Raw genomic sequence first — 19,155 nt, forward strand, 5'->3', positions numbered from 1 at the left:
ATGGTGTTTTTAAGACGTATGATTTTCCGGGTTCACAGAACACTTATTTCTATGCTCTCGGTAATGATGGGCGTGCTGCCGGACACTATGAGGATAGCGAGGGGCACCACCGCGGTATCATCCTACAAAATGGCGAGTTGCGCCCATACGATTTTCCGGGCTCCGTTGAAACGGAGATATGGGGTATCAGTGATGAGACGGGGAATCTGACGGGTAATTGGATAGATGCTTCCGGCGTGCGTCGCGGATTCACGGGGGACATCATCGTTGAGTATCCGGGTGCATCGGAAACTTATGCCGATTTTATCAACGCGTCAGGGGGTATGATCGGCAGTTACGTAGATGACGAGGGTACATATACGCCATACCTACGCTCTGGAGGCTCTGGGGATGGCAGGTATGTATCTTTCACCCCTCCAACCCAAGAAACTTATGAATTCTTTTATGTGCACGGTCTCACCGATACAAAGATTTCCGTTTCCCGAGGCAAAGTGGTAGGTGAGGTTACCCGCACTTATGTCGGTACATTCCTTGGTGGGCTCCATGAATTGAAAGTTCCAGGCAGCGTTAGAACGGAAGGCTACAATATCAATCAGGACGCTTCTGTCGTTGGGCACTATGACTCTCCTGATGGGCGCAGACACGGATTTATTGCCAGACTCGGTACCGAGGAAGAGAGTGATGCTTTCAGCAACGCCTACACCGTCACGCTGTCTAAAGGGTTGAACATGCTTTCTGTGCCACTGGCACCCTGGACACCTATGACTGCTAAGAGTCTTGTCGCGCTCACAGGAGCGACAACCATCATCACCCTTGATGCCACAACTCAGCGGTTCATTGCTTGGACACCCAGTGCACCCGACGATGGTTTCTCAATTGAAGGTGGACAAGGCTATATCGTCAATGTTCCACAGGTTCGCAACTTTGCCTTCGTCGGTGCCCCTTGGATGGATCAAATGGAGGAAAGTGCTCCCGCAGCACCCGCCATATCCACCGAGATGCCACGGGAAGCGTGGGCATTCGTAGTCAGTGGACACTTAGCAGGCAAACCCGCATTTGATGGTTACCGAGTAAGCGTCCGTAACCTCAGAACAAATAGCACAATAACCGCCTCGGTACAAGGGGATTACTTCACGGCTGCAACTGCAGACTTGAATCGACGGAGCGTCATTCGAGTTGGAGACGTGGTTGAGTTGCGCGTCATCGGTCCGAATGGCAATGTGGAATCACAGACTCTCACTTTTAGAGTGACCCCTGAGCACCTCGCAAACGCGGTCTTATCTGTCCGGCTTGATAACATCAGTCAACCGACACAGAACCTCCTATTGCAGAATTATCCGAATCCGTTTAACCCAGAGACGTGGATTCCATATCAACTTTCCGAAGACAGTCTGGTATCGGTATCGATTTATGATACAACTGGTCAGTTGGTTCGGACGCTTTCGCTCGGTTTCCAATCCGCAGGTTTCTATAATAGTCGGGAGCGTGCGGCGTACTGGGACGGCAGAAACGCAGTCGGTGAACCTGTCGCAAGCGGTCTCTATTTCTACACGCTTACCACAGGCGACTTTACAGCAACACGCAAGATGTTGATACGGAAGTAGGGTAATTGCGAATATCTGGTGTGCTTCTGTGCTTCTACACTTTTGCATAGAAGCATGCCCTTTGAAAAGACATTCTGTTTTATCCGTATAATACCTGTAACCGATCCAGAGTCGTGAACGTTTGTTTTCATGTTAACCGTGTTAACATGTTTACAGAGATGGTATATTAACACAGATAACATGTTCACGCTATTAACATATTAACACAGATAACATGTCATGGAGGCAAACATGAAAACAGTAGCGATCCTTTCTCAGAAGGGTGGCACCGGCAAGACGACAATAGCAACGAATCTCTGTGTCGCCGCAGAACGCGAAGGGCATACCACCGCCCTGATTGACCTTGACCCGCAGGCGAGTGCAACCAGATGGGGCGATTATCGCGAAGCGAAAACACCAGCGATTATCGCGACACCCGTATCTCGATTGACACACTACCTACAGATAGCAGAGGAAAACGGCGCGACGCTGGTTATTTTGGATACCGCCCCGAATTCGGGACCCGACGCACTCGACATCGCACGGGCTGCGTCTATCGTCCTGATCCCGTGTAAGCCGTCTATGGTAGATTTAGACGCGATTGAAAACACTGTGAAAATAGCGAAAATAGCGGAAGTTCCGGCACGGGTCGTGTTGAATTGCGTCGATGCCCGTAGTGATCTCGGCAATCAGGCACGTCAAGTGATCCGTCAATACGATGTCGAGTGTGCACCGTGTCAATTGGGGCAGCGCGTCGGCTTTGTACATGCCTTCAATCACGGCACAGGCGTTCAGGAATTTGAACCGCGCGCGAAATCATCGGACGAAATTACAGCACTTTATGCATATCTCAGCAAGGAAATGGGGGGATAAGATGAATCAGAAAAAAGACCTCACCGACATTTTCAACGAAAAAAGGGAACAGGAAAAGGCAGCACTCGAAAACGAATCGAAATCAGTCGTTGCCAACGCCAATGAGAAGTTACCGCCATCGCGACAAGGCAAGCGATGCCTAACAGGTTGGTTTGACCCTAAAACCCATCAGCAGGTACGGTTGATCGCGGCAAAGGAAGATAAAACGTATGAGCAGGTATTGGGGGACGGGCTGAATCTGTTATTTGAGAAGCATGGCATGCCACCAATCGCATAAACGGGTGATACACCATAGGGAATGTCTTCGGCTTTTCTATCAATAATGACGAAATACTCAATATTTATGTGTGTCTATTGATTGAGATTCATAATTCTATCGTATGGTGTTATTAAAAACACAGTTGATTCCTTTATAGATTGGAAAGGTAGAATCCTCTTACAGTTGAATTGTTATAAGTTTTCAGGTATTATCTCCGATACACTACTTATCGCCACAGCAATAGATAGTTCGCTCTTTAAGCTCCAAGTTTCACATATAAGCGAGACAACAACCATGCGTAAACCAAAGGGTTCAGACGGTTCAGCAAGAGTTGCTGTATGTAAAATATGTTTAGCAAATTCATCGCTGTTTTCATTAGCCACACCGAAAGTGGTAGCAAAACCCTTAATCATTATTTCATACAACTTCTCTTTGGGAGTATCAAGCGAATTTAGATCACGCAAGGTTTCAAACTGTGCCAATGCTACTCTGGAAAATTCATTAATGAGCCACTTGTCTCGCTTTCTGCGTTCGTTCCATTTTGAAAAGTAAGACATAATAGGTCTCCGATAAAAAAGGGAGAGGATTCAACGATATAGCAAAATACAAAGTGATATGCCGCTGAATTTTATAATTTGATTGTAAGAAAATTAAAATGTATACGTCACTTCAGCACAAACGCCACTTTTCCGATTTCGGTCGGTTGGGGTAGGGACTGCCACAAGGTGAGGAAACCGAAATGCCGTACCAAATGACGTTCTAAGTACCATGCAATAAATGCAATTTTAAGTCGTTGTTAGAATCTTGTTACGATGTTTACAAAAGTCCAAACTATTATGATAGTTCCACCTATCATAAACTGGTTTCCCGGATTAGAACGGAGTATGAGATTGATTATAGGCATACCGATCCAAGTACCAACACCAGCAACAAGGAGACCTATGAATCCAAACATCAAGAACCCATTAAGACAAGCAATGGGTAATCCTAAGTACATGTAGATTTTCACAAATCGGTATCCACTTTTAGTCGTTGTCCACATTGGATTGTATAATGCATCTACTCCGTTTAGTGTATTATTGACTAATGAGCATGCCCCGCGATATGCAATGGCATGGACAATAATAAACACAGCTAAAGCCATGATATTCCCTTTGTATAAAGGTTATGTCCGTGCAAATTTACTGGATTTCCACCACTTTAACAGCCCGTCACTTCCCGATGCTATTCGGTTAAGGTAGGGTCTGCCTCAAGTGAGACAGATAGCATAACCCTACCAAGTGACGTTCTAAATAGAATACAATTTATGCAAAAAAATGTCAAATTTCATTTGTAATACTAAAATTAACCAATCCAAAAACGACTAATTGCGATCTTTTTAGATGATTTCGGGATAACACTGGAAAAACTTACCCCCCAAAAAACCTGCTTAATCTTTTACTCTCTGATATACTATTCTAACCAGTTTTCGGTGGCATTACAAGGAATCGGGTACCTATCCTGTTTCTGCTGCCCCTCCACCATGGTAAGTGTATAAAAACTGGGGGTAAATCCAAATAATGACGGTAGTCAAGCAGAAAATTCACGACGATTTGGCATCTCTCAAGGCATCATCTATGAGTGGTTGGATGCTCAAGACCCGTTGACTTCTAAGAAACTGGAACCTCAAGGGCCTCAAAACATTGATTACCAAGATCTCAAGCAACACGTTGCCGATTTTCCAGATGCCACACAACCAGAGCGTGCTGCCCATTTCGGGGTCTCAAAACATGGTATTTGGTATGCGTTGAAAAAACTCAATATCACACGAAAAAAGACACAAATTTACAAAGAACAGTGTCCGGTGAAACGTCGAGAGTATCTCTATCTGTCCCTTTTTCCCTTTCGATTCATCCAAAAACGCATGAATAAACCCCATGCAAAACCCGTTGTCAACCAAATTGGCAATGCAATAAACATCATTAGCAAATTCCATTCTTCTCCATTCATAACCTCCCACACCTGCGGAAGAACCTCGAGGACCAACCACATGAGTCCACCGAGATAGAAAACACCTCTCAAAAGCCAATTTATGGACCTTGCTTGAATTAGAGGGCGTTCAATGACCTTCGCCAATCTCTCTTTTTCTCTCTCTATCCACCTATGGCGGAAGAATCGTGCGGGGAAATACCATAGCGGGTAAGTCATCGCTAATACGGCGAGACTGAAAATGTTCCATAAACACGGAATGATTTGATAGCAACTCGGACAAACGTAGCCAAACCAATGCCCGAAAGCATTCCATTTTGTCCACAAACGGCCATCATTCAGCGTTTCACAGTGCGGACAAGGTATGTAAGTGCGTTCCATCCAAGGTTTATCGCTCTCTTTATCAATCAACATGACCTTGGGGAGTCGTTGTCCGAAAATCAGTTCGTTGACGATTGCACCTGGGAACACTATGTAGAATAAGATCAGAGGGTGAGGGAGTGACCATATTTCAAATCTGTTCTTGTCGTATTGCATCGGGGTCATTTCCACGTTAAACGGTTGCTCTTTTCAAAAGACTTCACACATTTCAAAAGCCATACAGTTTTAAAGAGAAAGGATATATGTCGCTGAAAATGTGTAGCATTTCTAAACGAATTTGATTAGAGTTCGGACAGGGATGATATTTTTTACTTGTTCTTTTCTCCTCTTGTGCTTTCTATCATGCTGTTTAATCGCGAGTGGCCCTGTATAGCAGCGTGATTAAATACGCCTCTACAGGGGCACCAATGAGACAACCCGCCAGTGCCCAATTAAACTGAAGTTTTTTCGTTTTGACCTTATAGGCATCGTAATAGAAAGCGACATATTGCGGGGACTTACCAAGGACTCGGGCAGTAGGCATAAAAGGTTGGTAGCGCTGCGAAAGTATAGGACCGATTAGAGGGAAAAAACAGCCAGTACTAAACCACAAAGTTCTATTGAGATGCGCTGCCGCATCTTTTTCAGCATCCGCTACGGCTTGCTCAGCAACAGACTTTAGCGCAGCGGGTGTAACAGGTGAGTCCTCGACCTCAACAATCTCGTAGCGTTTTGTTTCAATAACATCATATTTTTTCGGACGGCCATCAACTTCCGCAGTGATCCGCTCATTTTCTTCGGAAAAAACTGTCCCAGAGCTGAAGGTGAGTATTAGAAATATATATAAGACGAAATGTAACGTTGCTTTCACTATTTTTTCTCCCTTAGATGTGTCTGCCAGCAACAAGTTTGATTCGTTTTTACGTAAAAAACAACACAGTTTTAATTGAGTTTCTGGTAGACATGTCCGGTAGAAGTCGCTGTCCAAAAAAGCACCAATAATTCACCGTCCCAAGTATACGTACTCACAATTGGTTCAGTGCTCCCGTCAGAGAACCAGTAGATTATTCCTTTTTGTGCGTCAAACGGTTCAATCAATTTATAGGAACCGAAGAAAAATGCCCCGTTACTCTGATATTCTCTTGTAAATGTTGCTGTTGTCAGCCGCATGGATCCGAATATCTCCGTCGTTTCACCGGCTAATTGGGTGCGCACGAGTTCGTAGACACCACTGAGTGCTTCAGCGACCCTGTATGATTTTGAAAAGACGATAATCGAAGCCGACTTTGAGACTGTTTCCTCACCCTGGTCCCTGATAGACACATGAACCGTAACCGTTTGGTCAGGCTCAATTTCAGAAGCGGGAAGTTCCGGAGCCGTCCACTGAATCTCTGCACCTTGTTCAGTGGTTAATGTCCCAGCTGATACTTCCCATGTGTAGGTTAACTCGTCGTTTTCAGGATCGAAAACGCCAACTTTGAGTTCAACGCTTTCCCCATAGCGTACCTCTTTCGGGACAGTGAAAGTATTGATCTCGGGTGGATCGTTTGTCCAAATTTCATACGCGTCACAACCATTGAATATTAGCAATTGACAGGTTAAGAGGGAAAAGATCATGAGCAGCGCAGCATAAGGCATAGGATTTAAAATTTTCATAACATACCTCCTTTTTTCCAGTGATGATACCTATTTTTGAATCAACATTTTACGTGTCTCGGTAAAGTTGCCTGCCGTCAATGTATAAAAATAGACACCACTCGCCACAACTTCGCCGACCTCATTTTTGCCATCCCAATATGCCGCACGGCTCCGACTCTCATAGAGACCGGCAACTTGATGTCCTAACGCCAGCGTCCGAACCAAGACACCATTTGTAGCATAGATATGCCCCGTCACATCTACAGGTTCCGAAAGGCGGTACGGTATCCATGTTTCAGGGTTGAACGGGTTCGGATAGTTCGGCAGTAACGCTGTCTCTTCGGGGAGCATCAATGCCAGAAGTCGTCGGAGATTCTCTATGCCGTGTCGGAATGCAAGCGATCCGTCATTTTCAGCTATCAGATCGAGAACATTCGTAATCCCATCGGTATTCACATCCCAAGCCGGGTAGGCGCGTTCTTCATCTTTAGTCACGTGGATACCGAAAATGAGTTGTCCCGGTGCGATCAACCCTGTAACCACATCTTCAATATCTGTACCATTAAAGTTCGCAATAAGTAGTTTTGGACTTGGAAATTAGCCTAAAACTTAACTAATAATAAAATCAGGTTCGGAGCCATTGATATGCAACTTAGACTTTTTAATCACGCTTTTTGTTACTTGAATTTAAATCAAACTTTTAGTATAATTAGCTATAATTAGCAGTGAAGCTTTGACCGTGGATTTGTGAAGGATGCCCCCGCGACCTCCCACCAATACCACCAAATACCTTTGCAAGAGGTTTCAAAACTTCGCAAAATAAAACTTCAAACCCTAAGATTTTGCATAAGAGAATCTACAAGGCACACGCATAACGCACTTGTAAACTCACCTATAAGGAGAAAAAAATGTTTAGATTATTTTTGATTCTATGTATCACATCTATTTTACTGATAGGTTGCCATCAAGACCGCGGCACCAATGTCGTAGATATAATGACTGACACAACAGTTAACTCTGATGACATACAAACTTCTGAAACAATTAACTCTGAAGCAACTACGAATATGACTGAATCTGTTGTTTCGCTCCCTTTTGCTGGAGCAACATACGACGTATTTACTTCCGCTGATGGTGCTATCAATTCTGAACAATTTCACAACATACTTGAAATCGCTAAAGCCTATAATCAAGAATGGTGTGGCAAAGATGAAGTCCCTGACTTAAGTCTCGATGTTTTCAACTTCCTTGATGAAATTAGCGCAGAAGAATTTTTAGAAAAAATCGATAAGGAATACTCTGAACATTGAAGTATTACCAAAGTGCGGTTGAACTTAACCTTGCCAATAGTTTCCACAATTGTAGCATCTAATCGGTGCTTTGTCAAATTAAAAAGGCGGTGTTTCATCCCCAACCTAAAGGATGGGGATGAAACACCGAAAAGTTGGTAAAGTGAACCCACTCGGAAACGCCAACGGCACCCACGTGGACTACGGGGTCGTGGTAACTTTGATATCCAAGGCGCAGCAAGTTCCGGGCCCGTCCATTGGCATCAGTCCGGGGATTTGGATCGGAGAGTACACCGTAATCGGTACGGATTTCTCCTTCTGGAAAAGATTCTTCGGGATAACCGGTCACACGAAATAGAACTTCAACATCTACTACTGGATCACCATGGGCATCCAGTACTTCAACGACCAATGGTTGCGGTAACCAACTGTTTGGAACCCCTTGCTGATTATCCCCAGAGACTTTTCGGAGGAGCAACCAAAGGAGATTGAATAAAGTTTCGCAATAAGTAGTTTTGGGCTTTGTTAATACTATTTTTACATTTTATATTCTTTCAAAATCATTAACGACAAGTTCTATACGAGCCTGTAAATAAGCACCTTTTAGAAATATCTTCCATTTATTTCGGTTATATCTACGAGATTTGAATATGTGTTTTAAAAACCCTTTTCTTAGATAGGAAGGGAATAACGCTTTAGTTCTTTCTGAATTTAGGAAATCGGCATTTTTGTCTACTTCACCAAATTTAATTGGAAAGCTTTTGGGAATATCAAAACTTTCAGTATTATATGTAATCCATTCATATTTGACTATTTCAAATCTGTCTTTTGGGCTTAGTTTGTTAGCATTCCAAGCCATGATTGCTGATATAACAGCTGCCATTGCAGATACAAAAGCTACCAGCATTGGATACTCTTTTAAGTATGTGTTGATTGTTTCTAAAACAAGCATTTTTATCTCCTTATGATAAGGTGCTCTTGTTGAAACCCAGCACCTGACAAATCTGCCGCATGGAATACTCCTTGCGCAATGTCTCAACGAGACAGCACTGTTGAGAAGGCATCAATCCAACAAGGTCAATGCTTTTTTTTGAATTTCCAGTGCCTGCGTCAACCGTCCAACGAGTTGCTCAAGTTGAGCGATCCGTTCCGCTGACTCGCTTGACGACTTATCGGTTTCCGACTCAAAGAAGGTTTCGGCATTTTCAAGAAGTTGGCGTTTCCATGTGGAGACTTGGTTTTCGCTGAGGTTATAGCGTCTACAGAGTTCCGCTTGTGAAGTTTCACCGCGGAGGGCCTCAAGCACAACCTCTGCTTTAAACTTAGGTGTGAATTTTCTGCGTTTCGCCATCGGAATGCTCCTTTCAGTTAGATTGTCATTGTAGCACAATCTTATATTAGGGAGTGGTCTAAATTTCCGGGGGCAGTACAACAATCTTCCTTTAGGGAGTGGTCTAAAAAACCGTAGGCAGTACAAACTAAAAAACTTTATGAACTTATCAACAGCAGAAGCATTGTATTCTCCTTGGTCTACTGCTTCGATAAGTTCTCTTAGTATTTTTGCATACCTTCTTTCAAGTTGACTTTGTGTTTGCTCTTGATCAGGCGTGTTGTAATTTTTCTTTCCACAAATATTGCTTATTGGGCTTAATTCATCATGGATTGTAAAATCCTTACCCATCGAAAAGACATGAGATTCAGCGGTGTTACAAGTGAAATGTTTCAAGTAAAATCTGGGGACGTAGTGGTGTGCCATGTGTACCTCCCAAATTATGTGATTTTTAACTCGCGTGGTTATGAACTTACGTATTAAGACTTAATACGTAAATCCTGCGCGCTGTCAACAACTTCGTAATCGACACCGAGTGCCTCCCTGAAATGTCGCTTACCACATTCAATTTTCCTGCGCTCATCCGAACGTAAATCGTCAAGATTTGTTGTTCCCTTTGTCTCACGCACCAGGTATAACCTCTGGCCCTCATCATCAGGATAATCCACAACGATAGCCCAATCGGGGTTATATGTTCCAATCGGCGTAGGAACTTTGAAGAAAGCTGGGAGTTTCATATAAAATTTCACAAAGTTAAGTTTCTCTAAGCCTTCAACAAATTCTTTCTCAACTTCCGAATCAAATATCACTTTCTCATAGAGTGACCGTTTTGCTGGAATGAGGTGATTTTCCCAACTATCTATTTCTATCTCAAATTGACACATCTCATAGCACTCACCAATCTTTTCGTATCTTATCCCGTCTACCAACTGGTCGGTGAGTTTTTCTTTGATAACACGAACCGCAACGGAAGCAAATTCGTGGGGGTTGTCCAGCACTGCTTGCTGATTTCTTTGGATGCGACTGAAAATCTTAAGAAGCGTTTTCTTTGTCAGACGCGTCGGGGGCGTTGTGTTCTCCAGTAGGTGTGTCATCATATCAACTAAATTTGGCAACGGGTAGCGTCCTGCTAAGTCTATCATAGTTTTAGCGCCACTCATTTGTAAGGCTGAAAAGGTTTCTTGCTCGTCAAGTTGAACGAGTGCTTTCGTTGCTGTAATACGTGGCGGACGGATTTCAGACTCTTCTAAGGCTTCAACAACCTTGTCAACGAGCAAATCTGTATCCACATGAACAGCATAGCGGGTTTTGTGCTTGATACGTTCCCACAATTCTTTGAACTCCGGCTTCATTATGTACGCCTTCTTTAACTTGGAAACGCCTCGTTTTCGTTTGTCAACGGGAGCCGGCGGCAACTCTTGATCGCTGTATGCCTCTTGCATTTCCGTTTGGAGGCTATCCACATAACTTGCGTAACTCTCATTTGCGACAACGGTAAGAACATTCACCCGTGTGTCATAAACACGGTTCCCAGACTGATCAACTGCTAACCGAATACCACGCCCGATTTCCTGTCGTTTCTTCATTTCAGAAGCCGTCTGGTTTAAGGGGCATATCTGAAACACGTTAGGACTATCCCATCCCTCTCGAAGTGCAGAGTGTGAGAAAATAAAACATGTCGGTTCATCAAAGGATAACAATCGCTCCTTATCTCTCATAATCAAGTCGTAAGCCTCAACATCTTTCTTTGCCTCACCGGTGCTGCTATCCTCGTAAATAATTTCCCCGCTTCTTGTTTGCCGCTTAGCAAAGTAAGCGGCTTGCACACTTTCAACGTCTACGTCTCTCCAACCCGTGTATTTTTGTTTTAGCTTGTTAAAACTTTTTTTGAACAAACGACGAATTACACCTGTTTCGAGGGCATAATTATCAACACGGTCTATAAAAAAGAGTGATAAAACCTTAATGCCAAGAGGCTTAAGACGCTCTTGCTTACGGAAATGTTCCTCTATCGTGAGATGGATCTGTGTTTCAAAGATCGCCTCTTTATCCTCGCCCTTTGACTCGCCTCGTTCAACTTCAACGCCATTAGTAAACCGAACAAAATCACTGAACAGATTTATTTCTTCAACAATGTAACCGTTATATTCTGGTCGGTTTGTTTCTTCAGAGAGGTTGTCCCCCGGCTTCACCGTTATGGATTGCTCCTTTATTGTTCCATCACGCATGAGTTTATGAACGGATAACCGAGCCGTTAGGCTATTCTTTCTGCTTTGAATGTTGTTCACTCGGATAAGGGGTTGATTAACGTCATCTTCCTGTATAACTCCGTCAACCTCTATCCGTTTGACTAACCCTTGCCTATATGCTTCAGCAGGTGTTAGACGATAAACCATGTTGTATGAAACTCGATGTGTTGCACTATAACGTAGCGTAAAGAGTGGATCAAGTGCTGCGAGTGCCCTAACGCGTAATTCACTGACCATATTCTGCGGTTCGTCAAGAATTAATATCGGTCGAGTTGCCTGCACAAGGTGAATGGGGGTCTCTCCCTGTAAACGGTCAGTAGTCTGGCGAATGATATTTGATGCCTTATTAAAAGAGTCAATCGTCATCACCATAATTTCTACGCTATCTGAAAGTGCAAACTGGCGCACTTGTGCCGGATACGCGGAATCGTAGGCATAGTAGCGATAGGGCGTATTATCATAAAGTCTGCAAAGGTGATCTTGGGTAATCTCCAACGTTTTCAGTACACCTTCGCGGACAGCAACTGAAGGAACGACAACAATGAATTTCTTCAAGCCGTAAAAGCGAAAGAGTTCCAGTATAGTTCGCAGGTAGATATAGGTTTTGCCAGTTCCAGTTTCCATTTCAACGGAAAAATTAGGAAAGCAAACGGTCTTGTCGCCAGTAGCTGTAACTATTTTTTCCTCAATATACTCAATTTCCACATCCTCATCTAAATTATTTTCTGCTTGTACCGATTTTAGGTTACTTAACAAGGCTTCATCGTCCAAATCTATACAATTCGGCACAGCAGCAAACAGCGTTCCGTTCTCGAACTGTAATTCAACTTCAACACGGGATTGTCCCTTTAACAGGTTCGTCACGGATTCTATTGCCTTGAGTTGATAATCCTGATTCGCTTCAAATTTAAATTTCATGATTCTATCATTTCCAGTAACGACGCGACGAAATCTCTACAAGATTCCTCATTTCTGACATTAGGAAGCGGGATAAACTCCGACTCTATTGTTCTTAACTCTTGATCCCCACCTTCAACACGTTCTAACTGCACTTGCTCAATAGATTCTTGAACTGGATAATAGACTACAATAATAGGAAGTGGTGGTCCGTTGCCACTCAAGTAATCATTGAAAATAGCTAGCCTATTATATTTTCTACCATCCCGACTCCAGTTGTTACCCCGCCGATAATAATTTGAGAGCTTCTGATCATCAAAAGAAAACCTACGATCGCTGGGCGTGTGCTTCTTGAACTCTATAATCGCATGCGGAGTAAAGTTGGAATCCACCAAAACCAAATCCGCGTCGCCGGGCCAAGCCGCTCCTTCGTCTTTTTTGTCGTTGGCCAAGTAACACTCAAGGGTTGATAAGCCCAAAATTAACCCTTTAGCACCAACAGGAACGGGCCCTCCTGCATGCGCCTGAATACGACCCATCAGAATAGATAATTCAACCTCTCGAACATCTGTGACCAAACCATCCGCACCAAAACTTACTGCAACAATAGGTGATGGGGAATTTTCCCAATCGTCGGATTCCTTAAATAAAAAATAGTGACAAGACATACCATATCTATCAGCGAATCCGCAAAGTTGTTTTACCTTCCCTTCGTCATCACATTGATATACCGCGTCCGAGATGTCATGAGACAACACAGGCCACGGTGTAAAAGAGGGCTCTACAATTCGCTTTATCCACAGTCGATTTGAAATTGAACGGGTGCGCCAATTAACAAAAAAGTCAAATGTAAATCCCACCAGACCATGTGGCTCTAAATAGGTATCTGCCAACCACTCATCTGGCTCTCCACTATGCGGGTGGGTCGATGCTGGACTTGCTCGATTGTTACAGTAGGCTAATGTTGGCTTAAGAAGCATTTCTGTGTTTCCCATATATCTTTGAAGGGACTACTTTACTACTTCATTCAGATAATTTTCAAACGACCTTGCAAGGCTAAATTCGCTTTCTGTCCGTCATTTAGCGCGACATCACGGCAAATAAAGAGATCTTGTATATCAAGATTCAGTTCTTTAGAAATCCCGGGATCAATCGTGTCATCTAAGCATATTTTGAAAGTTTGCTCTTTGTCAAAATCGGTCACACTATAAACGGTGTTCACGCAGATATTTTCCAGAAGTTCAATACGACAATTTAAACCATAGCCTTCCGTTATAGCAATTTCATAAATGACATCTTCTACACTCCAATCGTCTACCAAAGGGTCATTAAACAGAGCCATTTTTTGGGTATATGCATCAAAATCCTTTTCGTCGCAGCCCTGCCATGAACGATAATTGGAAGGTGATAGTTTGAACATTTTGACTCCGATTTGATTAGATGCTTCATCATGATCGTCTTTCTGTTGTATCCTCGTAATAGCGCGTCGAATACGTTCCTTGCCAATATCAGCAACACTGGATAAGATAGGACCATCTTCCAATTTTTTTGGCGGTTCCAGTGGTTCGGGCAATTGAACGCAAATAAACCTTCTATTACCTCCATCTTCTCGATTCAAGTCTAATACGGCATCTGCTGTCGTACAAGATCCAGCAAAAAAATCAAGAACAATATCTCCATCGGAAGGTGATGTTGAGAGTTGTAATATCTGCTTTATCAAGGTGGTCGGTTTAGGATTATCGAAAATCCCACCGCCAAGAAGAGCCTTTAATTCATTATTCGCCTCATGGGTATTTCCGACCTCATCATTTAACCATATAGTGACAGGTGTAATTCCAGACTTAACCTCGGAGAGGTAACTTTTCTTAGACGGTGTAGATTTCCCTTCTTTACCAAACCAAATCTCATTATTTGCATCAAGTTCATCAAGCGTTTCCCTTGAATAGCGTGGAAATCTTCCGGGAGGGGGCGACCAAACAACACCATTCTTAAATGTATATTTAAAAAGCGATTGTTTTTTTCCGCTTTTTGCGTGAAGCGGCGTCGCTTTCCATACGCCTCTTGGATCATTATCGGGATTCGAGTAACTTACTTTTTGGTCATCAGTGCGGGGCAATAAATTAAGCTTAAGTTTTTCTTTGTTGCGCGCGAAAACCAAGATATAATCATGGTTATTCGAGAACCATTTTGCATCGTTACTCCTTGTATACTTCTTTTGCCAAATGATGCTTGAGATAAAATTCTCTTCTCCAAAAACTTCGTTCATTAACATCCGTAGATTATGCACTTCATGGTCGTCAATACTGACAAAAATTAAACCGTCATCGCGCAGCAACTGTTTCGCTGTAAATAAACGAGGATGCATCATCGAAAGCCAGTCTGAATGGTAACGTCCGTTCGTTTCAGCGTTATTAGTAAGCAAATTGCCATCTGCGTCTTTTTGTCCAGTAAGTTGATAATAGGTATCCATTGGACTCCTATAATTATCAGGATAAACAAACTCTTTACCAGTGTTATAGGGCGGATCAATGTAAATTACCTTGATGCGACGATCATAAGGCTTACATAGCAATTTCAATACTTCCAAATTTTCGCCTTCAATAAAAAGGTTCCGCGTCTCATCAAAATTTACAGATTCCTGTTGCATCGGAATCAAAGTTGAAGAAGAAGGAACTCGAAGCATACGTATTGCATCACGTTTTCCTGCCCATGTAAAATTATAGCGTTCAAATTCGTCCTCCACAACCTCTCCTAAGACCTCACGGAGTTTCTGAAAGTCTACCTTACCTTCAGTAAAACACTCTGGAAACAACTCTTTTAGGTCTTCCACCCGTTCATCTAATGCAGATGTTGTAAATTTTTCAACCTTTTCTGGTTTTGCCATAGAAAACTCCCTTTTAAACTAATGCCTTGTGAAACCCAATGGCATTTTAACCAAAACACTTCGGTCATTTTTTATTGAAAAGCAAATTTATTGGATTTACCAGCCCAGTCCTTTATCCATCCACCACGGTTGGAGGGTGGCAGAATCGGAATGGGTCCGATTCGTGGTGGTGCCACCCGAACTGGTTTGAATAGTATAACATATAGGACGAGACATTGCAAGTTGTTATTTGCTTGCATTCAAGCAGTATCTTTTGCCTTGCGATTTGGTTCATCAGGTGGTTGTCTTCTTTTCAGGTTTCTGCTATAATATCAAATGTTCAGATTTACGTCGAACCCTCCGTTATTTTTATCTCCGAAGGTGTGTTCTGTGAAGGTTACAGTCCGCGATATTCTTGTGAAATGCCCGAAACATGGCGAGGTGCCGTATACGGCTTATTCCGATTTCAATGGTGGCGATGTAACGCTGTACTGCCCGCGCTGTGAAGCGGAAGCACGCGAACAGTACAAACATCCCGACTCGCCGTATCCGGTGCAGGGGACAAGCTCTTCTGTGATCGAAGCTTGCAATCGTGGGGATTGAGGGTAAGGTTAGACACTTCGGGTAAGTGTCAGAACTGGAAAAGAAAATTGAGATGAAGGTCCTGCCGAAAGAAATGTTTTAGTACATGTAGGTGGCTGTTTTAAGCCTATACATCAAATCAATGCGTATGAGACCGCAAGATGTTCGGGAAAAATTGCGAAAAAAACCGCGTAAATAAAGGGTTTTTTGCTGTGTTTTTCATTCTATACTCGCCAAGTTAGGCAACATGATAACAAATATCTATGCACACCGGCAGGAAAACTTCGACTGGCAGTGGCAATCGCTCACCAGAGACTTGAGGCAACGCAACTGGAAAAGTCTTCGCTGGTAGGAGCAGTTGAGGCAGCATATCTGGTTCAAATATGAGGAACGGCGTTGGTGAATCAACGCATCGGTTGCTTTTATCCTTGACAAATGTATAGCAAGTATGTCATAATTCTTGATAACCAAAAGAGGCGGGGGTATCCCGCAAAGAATGACCCCCCTTCTGCAAGCGTTCCTCTGATGTCTTCTAAGTTGATATGCTGCTGCTGAAGTTCACTTCACAGGCTGCAACATGAGAGTGAAAGAAAACCCTTTTCTCTGGGTCGAATAAAAATGACAGGACTATAGGGGCCAGTGCGCGGATAGGCGCATCGCGATTGGAATAGAAAGGTATTCGGAAACCACCTTCCCTATAGAGTGCTGGTTCCCATTAATCTCGCATGCAAAGCGTGCGTTGTGATACAATAGAAACCAGCACTGTCATACTCATGCTATGGCAGCGCTGAAGCGTCGCGGGTACTCTACATACCTGCGGCGCACTTAATGAATTAGGAAGCTGCCCTGACGTAACTCACGCGAGACCGTGAATTTTCTTAACGTCAGATATATTTTAATACCTATACAAAATATGTGCAACAAAAAAACAAAAGAATGTCCGAGTATGCAAGTTTTGCATGACGCAACGCCAAAAATGCATCTATCAATAGCACAAACCCGCCAAGAATGGCATAAAAACTTTCCATAATATGTAAAATCTAAAAACTGTACCGATGGCAGGACACTGCCGCGAGTTAGACATATTTTGGTTGTTAATTAAATTTTTTATTGTTAAACAACAAAAAAACAAAAAATTTCACGCGTCTAAGAAAGTGTTTCATCCCTAATTGTTGTTTAACCATTTTAATATATACTCCTTTAATTGTTTTAAGGGTGCCACGAACCCATGCTACATCTGTGTTTGTAGATTTAAACATGAACGTTTATGGGGAGAAACATGAACGTTTATGGGGAGAAACATGAACGTTTATGGGGAGAAACATGAACGTTTATGGGGAGAAACATGAACGTTTATGGGGAGAAACATGAACGTTTATGGGGAGAAACATGAACGTTTATGGGGAGCAGCCTAAGAACCTATGATATTACTTGTGGATGCGGCTTATAGCGATACAGAAAATACAGATTTTCGACTTTAAAATGAGAGTTTATGGGATTAAATATGAACGTTTATGGGGTTAAATATGAAAAATTATATTGATAAAGGTTCATATTAATTGTATACTAACATAAGTTCCATAATAAAAATGCGAGTGTAGATATAAGTTAGGTTGAGCCAAACATCAAACCAACGAATGCTTATGCGTATTTGGAGTTAATGCCCTACGACTCCTAAAGTCTTATATGGAACTTACTTTATGCTATGTAACATATATTCCAAACGTAGAGGGAGGTCTCATGAACTTAGCGAAAATCACCGAAGTCGTGAAGGCAAGTCCAGCGATTCAAATTCAGAGCAAAATTTCGCTACTGCAACGGCGGGCATGGAATGTCTTGTTGGCGAATGCCTACAACGAACTTCCAAACCAAGAAATTCATTGTGTGAGTATGGTTGAATTAGCAGCGAAACTTGGTTTTGATAGCAAGAACGAGGATTACTTAAAAGAAGTGTTAAGAGAACTCCGTTTTTGTGAAGTCGAATGGAATCTCCTTAACAAGGACAACAAACAAGTATGGGGCGTAGCGGGTCTATTGGCTTCTGTCGAAATCGAAGATGGCATCTGTACCTATGCGTTTGCACCGCATCTTCGTCTAAAACTCTATAATCCACGCGTCTACGCCAAGTTGAACTTACGGCTCCAAAATCGGTTCAAAAGCCAGTATGCGTTGGTTTTATGGGAACTCTGTTTTGACTATTTTGATACAGATCGGGACCAAGGCGAAACTCCTTTCATTTCACTCGAAACGTTTAGAGAACTTCTCGGAATCGAAAGTGATGAGTATCCAGCATTCAGTATATTCAACCGAGCTGTTATCAAGCCAGCTATCAAGGAAATCAACAAAGAAACAGACTATTTCGTCGGAGTCGAGCAGAAACGCGTCAAACGTCGGGTCGGTGAACTCAAATTCCGAATTACTAAGGTCAAACAAATCTCCATTCAGGAATCCCTCTTTCCTGATATAGAGAACCTTCCCCCTGTTGCCATTGAACTTGTCCAAGCCGATGTTGATCGGAAAGTCGCCTTGAACATTGCCAACCACGAATGGGACTTCATCAACTCCCAAAAGTTGCCGCCTCCCGGTACCTACTCGGATTTTCTGGAGTATGTCGCTGAGAAGGTTGAGATCTCGCTTAATGCCGCAGATGTCAAGAATCGTGGCGGGTTCATCGTTGAGGCGATCCGTGAAAACTATATTGATCCCGCCGTGCAGAAGGAACGCGAACTGCGCGCCGAAAAAGCCAAAGAAAAAGAACTCGAAGACTTGACGGCAGAATTCAAAGTCAAACGCGATAATATCCTTCGCCAAGCCGTCCACGCACAGCCCGAACTCATTGAGCGTGCCGCGGAAAGAATACAATCTTATATGGTCCGGGACCGCCTCCTTGAACATGATTCTGCTATAGAGGCATATCAGAAGGGCGGTATGATAAAAGCAGAAATTGATGGCATCCTCGCTGAAGAGTTCTGTCAAGACCTGCTGGTACCAGTTGTTGCTGTGTATGAAGACGAAAAGGCAAGAATCCTCGGAGAAGTCGGAGTTCAAGGAAATAGTTAGAATGGCGAAGCAGACAAAACAGAGGACAGTCAAATACCCTCCCAAGCAAGGAAATATCTCAAGAAAGGAAGTTAGACGGGCAGTTAAAGAAGTTGTTGATGCCAGCATCTGAAGTGCCAACGTTTATTCAGACCGAATATTAGCAAAGTTAAGACAAGTGTTGTTGGTCGCATTCAACGGGTTTCAAAACACCTAACGCCGAGC

Annotated in this window: 17 protein-coding genes; 7 read left to right on the forward strand and 10 right to left on the reverse strand. The window is 43.0% G+C overall.

All coding sequences use genetic code 11. The features are described from left to right. The 3 genes from OXH00_16595 to OXH00_16605 all read left to right on the forward strand — a co-directional run. Positions 1 to 1,604, forward strand: a 1,604-nt coding sequence (locus tag OXH00_16595; protein ID MCY3742634.1) for a T9SS type A sorting domain-containing protein, incomplete at its 5' end; no start/stop codon positions are given. Positions 1,605 to 1,835: 231 nt separating this feature from the next. Then, positions 1,836 to 2,456, forward strand: coding sequence for a ParA family protein (locus tag OXH00_16600; protein ID MCY3742635.1), 621 nt, complete (start codon positions 1,836 to 1,838; stop codon positions 2,454 to 2,456). A gap of 1 nt (position 2,457) precedes the next feature. After that, the gene (locus OXH00_16605) at positions 2,458 to 2,733 is read left to right on the forward strand and encodes a hypothetical protein (protein MCY3742636.1); all 276 of its coding nucleotides are present in this window, start codon (positions 2,458 to 2,460) and stop codon (positions 2,731 to 2,733) included. 173 nt (positions 2,734 to 2,906) lie between these two features. Here OXH00_16605 and OXH00_16610 read toward each other — a convergent pair whose 3' ends face one another. The 5 genes from OXH00_16610 to OXH00_16630 all read right to left on the reverse strand — a co-directional run bounded on the left by OXH00_16610 (position 2,907) and on the right by OXH00_16630 (position 7,224). After that, the gene (locus OXH00_16610; protein MCY3742637.1) at positions 2,907 to 3,272 is read right to left on the reverse strand and encodes a hypothetical protein; all 366 of its coding nucleotides are present in this window, start codon (positions 3,270 to 3,272) and stop codon (positions 2,907 to 2,909) included. A gap of 1,306 nt (positions 3,273 to 4,578) precedes the next feature. Then, positions 4,579 to 5,220: a hypothetical protein gene (locus OXH00_16615; protein MCY3742638.1), complete on the reverse strand. Its 642-nt coding sequence runs from the start codon at positions 5,218 to 5,220 to the stop codon at positions 4,579 to 4,581. A gap of 193 nt (positions 5,221 to 5,413) precedes the next feature. Further along, positions 5,414 to 5,914 carry a hypothetical protein gene (locus tag OXH00_16620; GenBank protein MCY3742639.1) on the reverse strand — a complete coding sequence of 167 codons (501 nt, stop codon included), beginning with the start codon at positions 5,912 to 5,914 and terminating at the stop codon, positions 5,414 to 5,416. Between the two features lie 71 nt (positions 5,915 to 5,985). Next, positions 5,986 to 6,699, reverse strand: coding sequence for a hypothetical protein (locus OXH00_16625; GenBank protein MCY3742640.1), 714 nt, complete (start codon positions 6,697 to 6,699; stop codon positions 5,986 to 5,988). A gap of 30 nt (positions 6,700 to 6,729) precedes the next feature. Further along, positions 6,730 to 7,224, reverse strand: a complete 495-nt coding sequence (locus OXH00_16630) for a T9SS type A sorting domain-containing protein (protein ID MCY3742641.1) — start codon at positions 7,222 to 7,224, stop codon at positions 6,730 to 6,732. Positions 7,225 to 7,589: 365 nt separating this feature from the next. Between OXH00_16630 and OXH00_16635 the strand changes: the two genes are divergently transcribed. Both OXH00_16635 and OXH00_16640 read left to right on the forward strand, forming a co-directional pair. Then, positions 7,590 to 7,991 carry a hypothetical protein gene (locus OXH00_16635; protein MCY3742642.1) on the forward strand — a complete coding sequence of 134 codons (402 nt, stop codon included), beginning with the start codon at positions 7,590 to 7,592 and terminating at the stop codon, positions 7,989 to 7,991. A gap of 118 nt (positions 7,992 to 8,109) precedes the next feature. Continuing rightward, complete coding sequence (locus tag OXH00_16640; protein MCY3742643.1) at positions 8,110 to 8,328, forward strand: hypothetical protein; 219 nt, start codon at positions 8,110 to 8,112, stop codon at positions 8,326 to 8,328. A gap of 186 nt (positions 8,329 to 8,514) precedes the next feature. Here OXH00_16640 and OXH00_16645 read toward each other — a convergent pair whose 3' ends face one another. From OXH00_16645 to OXH00_16665, 5 genes are all read right to left on the reverse strand, one after another. Continuing rightward, positions 8,515 to 8,922 carry a hypothetical protein gene (locus OXH00_16645; GenBank protein ID MCY3742644.1) on the reverse strand — a complete coding sequence of 136 codons (408 nt, stop codon included), beginning with the start codon at positions 8,920 to 8,922 and terminating at the stop codon, positions 8,515 to 8,517. Between the two features lie 111 nt (positions 8,923 to 9,033). Beyond that, the gene (locus OXH00_16650; GenBank protein MCY3742645.1) at positions 9,034 to 9,726 is read right to left on the reverse strand and encodes a DUF4238 domain-containing protein; all 693 of its coding nucleotides are present in this window, start codon (positions 9,724 to 9,726) and stop codon (positions 9,034 to 9,036) included. Positions 9,727 to 9,779: 53 nt separating this feature from the next. Further along, complete coding sequence (locus OXH00_16655; GenBank protein ID MCY3742646.1) at positions 9,780 to 12,467, reverse strand: DEAD/DEAH box helicase family protein; 2,688 nt, start codon at positions 12,465 to 12,467, stop codon at positions 9,780 to 9,782. Then, positions 12,464 to 13,339 (reverse strand): hypothetical protein, encoded by an 876-nt coding sequence (locus OXH00_16660; protein ID MCY3742647.1) that lies wholly within the window; start codon positions 13,337 to 13,339, stop codon positions 12,464 to 12,466. The genes OXH00_16655 and OXH00_16660 overlap by 4 nt, the downstream gene beginning before the upstream one ends. Before the next feature lie 134 nt (positions 13,340 to 13,473). Beyond that, positions 13,474 to 15,330: a site-specific DNA-methyltransferase gene (locus OXH00_16665; protein ID MCY3742648.1), complete on the reverse strand. Its 1,857-nt coding sequence runs from the start codon at positions 15,328 to 15,330 to the stop codon at positions 13,474 to 13,476. Between the two features lie 369 nt (positions 15,331 to 15,699). Between OXH00_16665 and OXH00_16670 the strand changes: the two genes are divergently transcribed. Beyond that, the gene (locus OXH00_16670) at positions 15,700 to 15,912 is read left to right on the forward strand and encodes a hypothetical protein (protein ID MCY3742649.1); all 213 of its coding nucleotides are present in this window, start codon (positions 15,700 to 15,702) and stop codon (positions 15,910 to 15,912) included. Positions 15,913 to 17,631: 1,719 nt separating this feature from the next. Continuing rightward, complete coding sequence (locus OXH00_16675) at positions 17,632 to 18,951, forward strand: replication initiation protein (GenBank protein ID MCY3742650.1); 1,320 nt, start codon at positions 17,632 to 17,634, stop codon at positions 18,949 to 18,951. The last annotated feature ends 204 nt before the right edge of the window (positions 18,952 to 19,155 follow it).

The organism is Candidatus Poribacteria bacterium (assembly GCA_026706025.1).
In the GTDB taxonomy this organism is placed as follows: Bacteria; Poribacteria; WGA-4E; order WGA-4E; family WGA-3G; genus WGA-3G.